Annotated in this window: 7 protein-coding genes and 1 pseudogene; 6 read left to right on the plus strand and 2 right to left on the minus strand. The window is 61.5% G+C overall.

Going from position 1 to position 11,492, the window contains the following annotated elements; all coding sequences use genetic code 11:
- Positions 1-101: 101 nt before the first annotated feature.
- Positions 102-3,065, minus strand: coding sequence for an Rne/Rng family ribonuclease (locus NKH36_RS18175; RefSeq protein ID WP_352963725.1), 2,964 nt, complete (start codon positions 3,063-3,065; stop codon positions 102-104).
- 672 nt (positions 3,066-3,737) lie between these two features.
- Between NKH36_RS18175 and NKH36_RS18180 the strand changes: the two genes are divergently transcribed.
- From NKH36_RS18180 to NKH36_RS18205, 6 genes are all read left to right on the plus strand, one after another.
- Complete coding sequence (locus tag NKH36_RS18180) at positions 3,738-5,015, plus strand: N-acetylmuramoyl-L-alanine amidase (protein ID WP_352963726.1); 1,278 nt, start codon at positions 3,738-3,740, stop codon at positions 5,013-5,015.
- Positions 5,016-5,228: 213 nt separating this feature from the next.
- Entirely contained in the window at positions 5,229-7,685 is a 2,457-nt protein-coding gene (locus NKH36_RS18185) for a penicillin-binding protein 1A (RefSeq protein WP_352963727.1), read from the plus strand.
- Between the two features lie 141 nt (positions 7,686-7,826).
- Positions 7,827-8,958, plus strand: a protein-coding gene (prfB, locus tag NKH36_RS18190; RefSeq protein ID WP_352963728.1) for a peptide chain release factor 2 whose coding sequence is annotated in 2 segments (ribosomal slippage) — positions 7,827-7,892 and positions 7,894-8,958 — 1,131 coding nt in all. Because the reading frame shifts where the segments join, the coding sequence is not laid out codon by codon here.
- Between the two features lie 444 nt (positions 8,959-9,402).
- Positions 9,403-9,789: a hypothetical protein gene (locus NKH36_RS18195; protein WP_352963729.1), complete on the plus strand. Its 387-nt coding sequence runs from the start codon at positions 9,403-9,405 to the stop codon at positions 9,787-9,789.
- Between the two features lie 202 nt (positions 9,790-9,991).
- Positions 9,992-10,360 (plus strand): GFA family protein, encoded by a 369-nt coding sequence (locus NKH36_RS18200; protein WP_352963731.1) that lies wholly within the window; start codon positions 9,992-9,994, stop codon positions 10,358-10,360.
- 281 nt (positions 10,361-10,641) lie between these two features.
- Positions 10,642-11,292 carry a YiaD family glycine zipper/OmpA-like lipoprotein gene (locus NKH36_RS18205; RefSeq protein WP_065008303.1) on the plus strand — a complete coding sequence of 217 codons (651 nt, stop codon included), beginning with the start codon at positions 10,642-10,644 and terminating at the stop codon, positions 11,290-11,292.
- 72 nt (positions 11,293-11,364) lie between these two features.
- Here NKH36_RS18205 and NKH36_RS18210 read toward each other — a convergent pair.
- Positions 11,365-11,492: pseudogene (locus NKH36_RS18210) on the minus strand (IS630 family transposase); the annotation flags it as partial.

Raw genomic sequence — 11,492 nt, forward strand, 5'->3', positions numbered from 1 at the left:
TGCGCAGAAACGCTGGGTGCCAGAAATCAAAAAATCCCGCGCTGTCCTTCGACGGCGCGGGATTTTTTTAGTCAGAAAATTACTTCAAGCGGTTGAAAAGCTTAGAAAAAGCCTTTCCGCTGCCACCAGCCGGCACGCTTCGGCTTTTCCTCGGCCTTTTCCTCTTCGGCAACAGTCGAAGACACGATCGGCTCAACCGGAGCATCTACCGGCACAGGCTTGCGTCGCGATGGGCGGACCTTCGGTTTTTCGTCGACGGCGGCGGCTGTTTCCTCCGGAACAGGTGCGGGAGCCTCGGCAGAGGTTACCGGCTCGGCTACCGGCGTCTCGGCGACGACGTCCGCCGCAGCCTTCTTCGGCTTGGCGGCGCGGCGCGGCTTCTTCGGCTTTTCGGCGCTCGGCATGTCGTCATTGGCCGGAGCAAGGTCTACAGGCTCTTCGACCGGCGTTGCTGCTACCGGCTCGCTGGAGACGGCTACGCCCTCCAAGACTTCGCCTTCGGGGCTGTCGGCCGATTCTGCAGTGCCTGCATCGACCTCGCCTTCGCCGTCTTCACGGCGATTGCGCTTGCCGCCGCGCTTGCCGCGCCGGCGCTTCTTGCCCTGACCTTCATCCGGCCCCCGACCTTCATCAGGCTCTTGACCGTCATCGGAGGCTTCCACCGCCTCGGTGACGCCGACCTGGTCCTTGTGGTCGGCTTCGACGCCTTCATCGCTTGAGGCTTCGGAGACGCCGTCGGCAGTGGCCGAGAGGGACGCGCCTTCCACGGGGGCGCCATGCTCGCGGTCGCGATCCTTGCCGCCGCGCCGTCTGCGGCGCTTGCGGCGCTTGCGGTCGCGGCCTTCGCCATCCTCGCTTGGCCTTGGCTGCTGCGGCTGCTGAGCTTGGCGCGGTTGCTCGGCCGGTGCAACGGCCTCGTCTTCCTCTTCCTCGATGACGATTTCGTCGGCGGGCTCTTCCGGCTCGACATAGGCGGGCAAGGTGCGCACCTCGACGAAGCCTTCAGGCTTTTCAGCCAGCGCGCCGCGGAAGATCGCATAGTGCTGGGCGCCGACCGTGTCGTCGGCTTCGACGGTGATGGTCAGGCCGAAGCGGCTTTCGAGTTCCACCAGCGTGCCGCGCTTGTGGTTGAGCACATAGAGCGCGGTCGCCGCCGGCGTCCGCACCGTGATGTGGCTGCGCGAATCCTTCAGCAGGAATTCCTCGATCGCCCGCACCACCATCAGCGCGACAGACGAATCGGACCGCACATGGCCGGTGCCGCCGCAATGCGGGCAAGGCTTCATCGTCGATTCCAGCACGCTGGCACGGATGCGCTGGCGCGACATCTCCATCAGGCCGAAATGCGAGATGCGGCCGACCTGGATGCGGGCGCGGTCGTTCTTGAGGTGATCCTTCAGCCGCTTTTCGACGGAGCGGTTGTTGCGGTTCTCCTCCATGTCGATGAAGTCGATGACGATCAGGCCGGCAAGATCGCGCAGCCTCAGCTGCCGTGCGACTTCTTCGGCCGCTTCCAGATTGGTGTGAAGCGCCGTGTCCTCGATCGAGTGCTCCTTGGTGGAGCGGCCCGAATTGACGTCGATGGCGACCAGCGCTTCGGTCTGGTTGATGATGATATAGCCGCCGCTCTTCAGCGTCACCTGCGGCTGCAGCATGCGGTCGAGCTGCGCCTCAATGCCATTGCGTACGAAGATCGGCGTCGTGTCGCGGAACGGCTGCACGACCTTGGCGTGGCTCGGCATCAGCATGCGCATGAAGTCCTTGGCCTCGCGATAGCCCTCTTCGCCGGACACCAGGATCTCGTCGATGTCCTTGTTGTAGAGATCGCGTACCGAGCGCTTGATCAGGCTGCCTTCCTCGTAGACCAGGGCAGGGGCCGTGGACTGCAGCGTCAGATTGCGGACGTTTTCCCAAAGCCGCATCAGATATTCGTAGTCGCGCTTGATCTCGGCCTTGGTGCGGCTTTCGCCGGCTGTGCGCAGGATGACGCCCATGCCCTGCGGCACTTCGAGATCGGCGACGACCTCCTTCAGCCGCTTGCGGTCCTGTGCGTTGGTGATCTTGCGCGAGATGCCACCGCCGCGCGCCGTGTTCGGCATCAGCACCGAATAGCGGCCGGCAAGCGACAGGTAGGTGGTGAGCGCTGCGCCCTTGTTGCCGCGTTCTTCCTTCACGACCTGCACCAGAAGGATCTGGCGGCGCTTGATCACTTCCTGGATCTTGTACTGCCGGCGCACCGGCTTGCGGCGGTCGCGCGCTTCTTCCAGCGCATCCTCGGCGCCGACCGATTCGACCTCATGGTCGTCCGGATGCGAGGACTGCACCTCTTCCAGCATGCCGCGATCATTGTCGGTGGACGTGGCTTCGCCGGGCGACTCCGCCTGCGGCACGGCTTCGGAAATCACATCCGCTTCGATGCTGGCGGCGATGGAATTGGGACCGCCTTCGGAAGGCCCAGTCTCATCATGAGTCGTCTTATCATGACTCGCCTCACCATGACTGGCGACATCCTCGAAATGTTCCGAAGTATCGGAGGGCGTGTTCACATTTTCGGAAACGGTAGCGACGTTCTCCGCGACCGCATCCTCGCCGTGTTCGCCGCCCTCATTGGAACCGCTGTCATTGGACTCGACAGAATCGTCCGAATCGGCCGCACCTGCATCACGCTTGTGCTCGCCTCGGTCGCGGCTCTTGCCGCCGCGTCGGCGTCCCCGCCGCCCGCGATCACGGCTCTGGCGGTCGTCGCCTTCGCCGTCCTCATCGTCCTCGTCTTCAGCCTCCTGCGCTTCCGCGCGCAGCAGCGCCTGACGGTCGGCGACCGGAATCTGGTAGTAGTCGGGATGAATTTCACTGAAGGCGAGGAAACCGTGACGGTTGCCGCCATATTCGACAAAGGCTGCCTGAAGCGAGGGTTCGACGCGGGTTACGCGGGCGAGGTAGATATTTCCTTTGAGCTGCTTCTTGTCCTGGGATTCAAAGTCGAATTCTTCAATACGGTTACCGCGAACGACGACAACACGTGTTTCCTCCGGGTGGGAGGCGTCTATCAGCATCTTGTTGGGCATTATTTCGTTTCCCCCCGGCAGCCGTCAGCCGCAGCTTGCGGGGCAAAGCCCGCCGCTGTGAGTGTGGATGAACATGGGTGCCGGGCATTTGAACGTCCGCCGGCCGCTGCCTGAGCGCCATGGCGGTGCCGCCCGCAGCCATAATGGCGCGGTTTGCTGCGGACCTTTCCATGATTGCGCTTGAAGCCATCGTAACCAGCAGAACCTTTTTGAACCAAAGCCCGGGAAAACCGGACCAGCTTGTTTGCTCGTACAGAGCCGGCGCGGGACAATCCCGGCCGTTTTCCTCACGCAGGCGCTTCCCCCGCCACGGGCTCGCACCTGCGAAATTCGTCGCGATCACCTGATACCTTTTTCGCCTGAAGCGAAAGGAGCCGTCGTTCATCTGAGCTGTAGCAGGAAGCTGCGGAGAAGGACGGTTCCAGGATTGCAGTGATCCACCATCGCTTTTATGATTTGGCGGGTTGGAAGGCAACCCCGATTTCCGATGCCGGCAAAAAGCAGTTCCGCAACGGAAGCACGGCTTTAAGCGTTGCATGAAAAGGCTTGGTTAACCTTCTCTGGATACCAATCGTTAATTGAGTTCGCGGCCTAACCGGCACTTCGACAAGACGCCGACACTCCGACAAACAAAATTGGGCGCCTGGCGCCAAACGGAGCGACTGGAAAGAGATGGGACTGGCAGTCTTCACGCACAAGGGTGGTCGCGCCGAAAGCACTTTCTTCTACGTCGCCTGCTTCCGCGCTGCTTGTCTGCTGTCGCTGGTTGTCGCTTGCCTGGCTTTTTCGCCGGTTTCCTTTGCTGCCGACGCGCCGCTCGCCGCGACGAGCTACAAAATGGCGGGTGACGCCACCAAGATGCGCATCGTCATAAATTTCGACCGCGAGCCCGACGTCAAATGGTTCCTGCTGCGCGGCCCCCACCGTCTGGTCGTCGACCTGCCAAGCACGAAATTCGCCATCAATGCCAAGGATGTAAAGGCGCGCGGCCTGGTCAGGAGCGTGCGCTACGGCGATCTCAGCGAGGGGGTTTCGCGGCTGATCCTCACAAGCAAGGGCCCATTCGCCGTCGACAGATTCGACATGCTCAAGAATGATGACGGCAACGGCTACCGCATCGCAATCGACATGTCGGCGGCGTCCGTGCGGGAGTTCGACGCCGCTCTTGCCAATCAGGCGCTGACCACCGGCTCGACGGTCTCCTCCGACAAGGGCGGCAGGGTCGGCACCGGCCCGGTCTCCAATCCAGGCCATCGCTTCACCGTCGTCATCGATCCAGGCCATGGCGGCATCGACGGCGGTGCCGAGGGTCTGAACGGCACGGTCGAGAAGAACGTTACGCTCGCCTTCGCCACCGAATTGCGGGAAAGACTTGCCGCAGTCGGCAAATACGATGTGTTCATGACGCGCGAGACGGACCAATTTCTGCGGCTGGACGACCGCGTGCGCATAGCCCGCCAGCACGAGGCCGATCTGCTCATTTCGATCCACGCCGACACGATCAGGGTCAAGGGCCTTCGCGGCGCAACCGTTTACACCGTCTCCGACAAGGCTTCCGATCCCGAAGCGCAGGCGCTCGCCGACCGTGAAAACCTTTCCGACCAATTCGCCGGCATGGAAATCAAGGACGACAACAAGGAAGTGACCGACATCCTGATCGACCTGATTCGCCGCGAGACGCACAGTTTCTCGATGAGTTTCGCCCAGACTTTGGTCGGCCAGCTTTCCACCAGCGTCGGCCTCATCAACAATCCGCAGCGTTCGGCCAGCTTCAAAGTATTGAAGGCGCCGGATGTCCCCTCCGTCCTGGTCGAGCTCGGTTATCTGTCGAACGCCAAGGACGAGGCGCAACTGCTCAGCGCCGATTGGCGCGGCAAGGCGGCCCAGAGCATAACCAATGCCATCGCCCTGTTCGCTTCAGCCAAGGCCGGAGCCGGAACCGGAGGCTGAGATGCCCGCCGCCGCCAGCAACCAGCGGCAGCGTTGCACGACGACAACACTTTGCACTTATATTTTCGCCATTCGAAGCCGAAATTCCAGGCTGCCGCATTTTGCCCACATGGTGGCGACATGGGTTTTCGATTACCGGTCGGGATCGTCTCGAAAGCCTGCGCGAAAGGCGGCTTCGTTTAGGGAATTCCCGAACCAAGGACTGGAGCGGGCATGATTCGTCTCATTGGCTATTTCTTCGGCATCGGCACGGCGCTGGCCCTTTTGGTCGCGGCGGGCGTGGCGATCTATATCAGCCACTTGTCGAAGGATTTGCCCGACTACGAGGTTCTGGCCAAGTATGAACCGCCGGTGACGACCCGCATCCACGCGTCCGACGGTGCGCTGATGGCCGAATATGCGCGCGAGCGGCGCCTGTATTTGCCGATCCAGGCGGTGCCGGATCGTGTCAAGGCGGCCTTCCTGTCTGCCGAGGACAAGAATTTCTACAATCACCCCGGCATCGACATGACCGGTCTTGGCCGCGCAGTCATGGTCAATCTGCAGAATTTCGGCTCGGGCAAGCGCCAGGTCGGGGCCTCGACGATCACCCAGCAGGTGGCGAAAAACTTCCTGTTGTCCTCGGACCAGACCTACGAGCGCAAGATCAAGGAGATGATCCTCGCCTTCCGCATCGAGCAGGCCTATTCGAAGGATCGCATTCTCGAGCTCTACCTTAACGAGATTTTCTTCGGGCTCGGCGCGTACGGCGTTGCCGGCGCAGCGCTCACCTATTTCGACAAGGCGGTGAATGAACTCACCGTGGCGGAGGCGGCCTATCTGGCGGCGTTGCCGAAGGGCCCTTCCAACTATCACCCATTCAAATATGCCGACCGCGCCATCGAGCGCCGCAATTGGGTCATCGACCAGATGGTCGACAACGGCTACGTCACGCAAGAGGAAGGCGCCAAGGCGAAGGCCGAGCCGCTCGGCGTCAAGCCACGCCGCTCCGGCACCTATCTGTTCGCCGGCGAATACTTCACCGAGGAAGTGCGTCGCCAGATAAGCGCGCGCTACGGCGAGAATGCGCTCTACGAGGGCGGCCTGTCGGTCCGTACGACGCTCGATCCCAAGATGCAGCTGATCGCCCGCAAAGCCATGCAGAACGGCCTGATGAAGTTCGATACGCTGCGCGGCTATCGCGGGCCGGTGAAGACCATCAGCGTATCCGGCGACTGGGGCGTGCCTTTGAGCGAAGTCAAGGGACTGGACGACGTGCCCGAATGGTCGCTCGCCGTCGTGCTCGACAGCTCGGAGAGCGGCCTGTCCATCGGCCTTCGGCCGACCCGGCAGATCTCAGGCGAATTCGTCAAGGATCGCATCGAAGGCACCGTCAGCCGCGAGGACATGAGCTTCGCCATGCGTCATGTGGTCGGCGGCAAGACCGTCAAGGCCAAATCGCCGGCGGATGTGCTGAAGCCGGGCGACGTCATCTTCGTGCAGAAGAAAGAGGGTACGGATGGGGCCTATATCCTGCGCCAGGCCCCCGAAGTGGAAGGCGGCATGATCGCCATGGATCCGCATACCGGCCGCGTTCTGGCTATGGTCGGCGGGTTCTCCTACTCGCAATCCGAATTCAACCGCGCCACGCAAGCCATGCGCCAACCGGGTTCGTCGTTCAAGCCGATCGTCTATGCGGCCGCCCTCGACAATGGCTATACGCCGGCTTCGGTGATCATGGACGGCCCGATCACCATTAAGAGCGGCAACACGACCTGGACGCCGAAAAACTACGATGGAAGGACAGCGGGCCCGGCGACCTTGCGGTCCGGCATCGAGAGGTCGCGCAATCTGATGACTGTACGCCTTGCCAACGACATGGGCATGAAGCTGGTCGCCGAATACGCCGAGCGCTTCGGCGTCTATGATCGACTGGCGCCGTACCTGCCGATGGCGCTGGGGTCGGGCGAGACGACCGTGATGCGCATGGTATCGGCCTATTCGATCATGGCCAACGGCGGCAAGTCGATCAAGCCGACGCTGATCGACCGCATCCAGGATCGCTACGGCAAGACGGTGTTCAAGCAGGACGAACGCGGCTGCGAAAATTGCAACGCGGCCAAATGGCAGAACCAGCCTGAGCCGGAACTGGTCGACAATTCCGAGCAGGTGCTTGATCCGATGACTGCCTATCAGATTACCTCGATGATGGAGGGTGTCGTCGAGCGCGGTACCGGCGCCACCGTCGCCGAACTCGGCCGCCACATCGCCGGCAAGACCGGAACGACAAACGACGAGAAGGATACCTGGTTCATCGGCTACACGCCCAACCTCGTTGTCGGCCTTTATATGGGCTACGATCAGCCGAAAGGTCTTGGCAAGGGCGCGACCGGCGGCGGCCTCGCCGCGCCGATCTTCAAGGACTTCATGCGCGTGGCGCTGGACGGCACGCCCAACGTCGATTTCCAGGTGCCCGAAGGCATGAAGCTGATCGCCATCAATCGCAAGACCGGCATGCGGGCCAACCCAGACGAGGCCGGCGCCTTTATCGAAGCCTTCAAACCGGGCACCGGCCCCGCCGACAGCTATTGGGTGATCGGCATGGGTGAGGACGGCTCCAACGCCTCCGGCGGCGCGCTGTCGCCACAGGCCAACCAAGCCATCCAGTCCGGCGGCGGCGGGCTTTATTGACATAGCATATGGTATTTGGGCCGGCTTTCGAGCCGGCCCATTTCGCTTTACAGGCGGCGGTGCCGTCCCTATGTATCGCGCCAACCCAAGCTCTGTTCAAGCAACGGGGCACCATTTCAGCACAGGACAGAACGACCAGCCATGCGCGCGGAAACGCAGAACATTGTCGATGAAATCAGGCAGGCGATTACCCTGCTGAGGAGGCATCTTTGACTGGGATCAAGCCATAAAGCGGCTTGAATACCTGAATGTGCGTGCCGAGGATTCGAGTCTCTGGAACGAACCGCTGGAGGCGCAGAAGCTGATGCGTGAGCGCCAGGGCCTCGAGGAAGGCATCGCCGCGGTCAAAGGCCTCATCCAGGCGCTGGAAGACAATATCGGCCTGATCGAGCTTGGCGAGGAAGAGGGCGACGAGAGCGTCGTCGCCGAGGCGGAAGCGGCGATTCGCTCGATGCGAGGCGAAGCAAAGGCCCGCCAGATCGAGACGCTGCTTTCGGGCGAGGCCGACGCCAACGACAGCTATCTCGAAGTCCATGCCGGCGCCGGCGGCACCGAAAGCCAGGACTGGGCCTCGATGCTTCTGCGCATGTACACGCGTTGGGCCGAGCGGCGGCGCTTCAAGGTCGAGGTGCTGGAAGTGCATGACGGCGAAGAGGCCGGCATCAAGTCCGCTACGCTGCTGATCAAGGGCCACAATGCCTATGGTTGGCTGAAGACGGAATCCGGCGTTCACCGTCTCGTGCGTATTTCCCCCTATGACAGCAATGCGCGCCGCCACACGTCTTTCGCCAGCGTCTGGGTCTATCCCGTGATCGACGATACGATCGAGATCGACGTTTCCGAATCGGATGTCCGCATCGACACCTATCGTTCGTCCGGATCGGGTGGCCAGCACGTCAACACCACCGATTCGGCGGTCCGCATCACCCATCTCGCCACCGGCATCGCTGTCGCCTGCCAGGCCGAGCGCTCCCAGCACAAGAATAAGGCGAAGGCCTGGGAGATGCTGCGCTCGCGGCTCTACGAGGAAGAGCTGAAGAAGCGCGAGGCGGTGGCGAACGCCACCGAAGCATCGAAGAGCGATATCGGCTGGGGCCACCAGATCCGCTCCTATGTTCTGCAGCCCTATCAACTGGTGAAGGATCTGCGCACTGGCGTCGAGAGCACAAGCCCGTCGAGCGTGCTGGACGGCGACCTCGACGATTTCATGGAGGCCTCGCTGTCGCAGCGCATCGAGGGCGGCGCCGGCGAAGTGGTGGCCGATATCGACTGAAGCTCCTAAGCGCCAAAGCAGCAGGAACATCACGCTAGAGTAACAGGCTCTCACTCTAATTGAGCGGTCGCTTTATCGGGTTGTTTTTTCATCGAATTTTCCACAACGACTTCTACCTCGGAGTTAGATGTTGCAGGCCTGCCGGCGCCTGGCCCGGAACCACTGCGAGCTGATTCTCGTTATCTGCGATCCCATCTGCCGGGGTTGATGAAGTCACTCTCGTGAACCCCGGCAGGCTGGTTCCGGCTGCAGATGTCGGCGCTCGGTTGCACAGCAATTTCTTGCGCCAACAAAGGAATCAGCCCAGCATCCGAAGACTGGGGGAAAAAAGCATTTATGGCCGGACGCGGCTTATCTGCGAGTTGACGATCCGGCCACTGGGAAGACACGTTCTGGGAACGGGCAAGCGAAACGCTTGATAACTCGTTTATAGGAACTGCGCCCATGCCTGCCTTCACAACCCGATCGGCCTCAGCCGTCCAGACGGCGCGTCGCCTCCTGAATTCAATCATTGCGGTGGTGGCTCTGACGGCCGCCATCGTTGCATTTGCAGCGCCGGCTTTGGCGCACGACGCCACGCCGACTGCAGCGAAGCCGCAAGGCTGGAGTTACCCATTCTCCTGTTGTTCTGGCTATGATTGCCGCGCGGTCTCGCAGACGTCGATCAGCGAACGTCCGGAGGGCTATGTTATCAAAGGGACAGGCGAGGTCGTGTCCTACAGCGATGCACGGATCAAGAATTCGCCCGATGGCGAATATCACTGGTGCTCGGTCGCCGGCGCCAATGACGGAAAGACCATCTGCCTGTTCGTGCCACCGTCATCGTTTTAATGCATGGCGCCCAAAAGCTTGCCCCAGGGCCTGAGCCATCGCCTGACCCGGGATGCGCAGCGGTTTTGGGATAACGACAGGCATTGAAGCGCGCCACGCCGCCGACGCAGGTAAGTAAGCCCGCTGACAGGCAGTTGTCGGGAACGTCTCTCTATGTTTTGTCTTGCCGTGCGGGCGGGAGGCAATCGTGAGGGAGGCGTTCATGACCATAAAGGCAAGCTGCCACTGCAGGGCGACGACGTTCGAGGTTTCGCAAGCGCCGCAAACCGTAACGCAATGCACCTGCTCCTTCTGCTCGAAGCGCGGCTCGTTGTGGGCCTACTACACGCCGTCGCAATTCAAGCTCACCAGCCCGCTCAAGAATGTCTCGTTCTACCGGTGGGGGTCGAAAACGATCAAACACGGTTTCTGCGCCACCTGCGGCTGCGGCACCTTCACCGAAACGCCGGACTGGTCGACCGGCAAGCCGGATTTCGACAATCCGAAAATTAGCGTTAATTCGCGCCTGTTCGACGATCTCGACCTCGATCAGGTCGAGGTCGTAATCATCGACGGCAAGAATCTCTGGTAGCCGATAATCTCTGGTAGCCGATCAGAATTGCGCAATACCGAGGCCGTGCAATTGACCGGGAAAAGCCATAGCCCGCCGCTTTTCCCGTTCCATTTTTCGCCGCATTTCATGTTACAAGACATGAGAGCGACGTGCGTCCACTTGGACGCACAAAGTACGCTCTAAGACTTTGAATCTAAATGCATCGTGCTTTTCGAAAATCGATGATTTTCGGGCCGATGCGACGGAAGGCTGATGCGGCGCGCCACCGGTGGGGCCGCGGACTGGAGAGGGACTACCCAATGAAAAAGACTGTGCTCGTCGCCGTGGCGACGGCTGTGCTCGTGAGTGCCTGCACCACAACCGATCCGTATACCGGAGAGCAGAAGGTTTCCAACACTGCGGCCGGCGCCGGCATCGGCGCGCTGGCGGGCGCGGGGCTGGGCCTGCTTGCCGGCGGCAACGATCGCCGTAATGCGCTGATCGGCGCTGGCGTCGGCGCGCTCGCCGGCGGCGCCATCGGCGCCACGATGGACCAGAACGAGGCCGAACTGCGCCGGCAGCTTCAGGGCTCCGGCGTCAGCGTCACCCGCACCGGCGACCAGATCATCCTCAACATGCCGTCCGACATCACCTTCAACGTCGACCAGGACGCCGTGAAGCCCGGCTTCTATCAAGTGCTGAATTCGGTCGCACTTGTGCTGAACAAGTTCCGGCAGACCACGGTCGACGTGTTCGGCCACACCGATTCGACCGGTGGCGACGAACACAATTTCGACCTGTCGCAGCGCCGCGCGCTGGCGGTCGCCAACTATCTGTCCGGGCAGGGCGTCGATTCCCGCCGCTTCGCCGTCACCGGCTTCGGCAAGACGCGTCCGATCGCTTCCAATGCGACGGCCGCCGGCCGTGCCCAGAACCGCCGCGTCGAGATCCAGCTTTCACCGCTCACCTGAGCAAGACGATAATTCCGAACCTTTGGTTCGGAAAAGATCATGTTCAAACAAGAAGCCGGTATCTAGAGTCTTTCACGTTTTGACGGAAGCGTAGCCGGCGTTTGCGAAGTAGTTGTTGCATTCGGTTGCCTCGATCGTTTCAACGAGGTGGCCGATGTGTCGCCAAGTATCCTCGACGGTGCGCTTCTGGGCTTGGCGCA

The organism is Mesorhizobium sp. M1312 (genome assembly GCF_040318115.1).
In the GTDB taxonomy this organism is placed as follows: domain Bacteria; phylum Pseudomonadota; class Alphaproteobacteria; order Rhizobiales; family Rhizobiaceae; genus Mesorhizobium.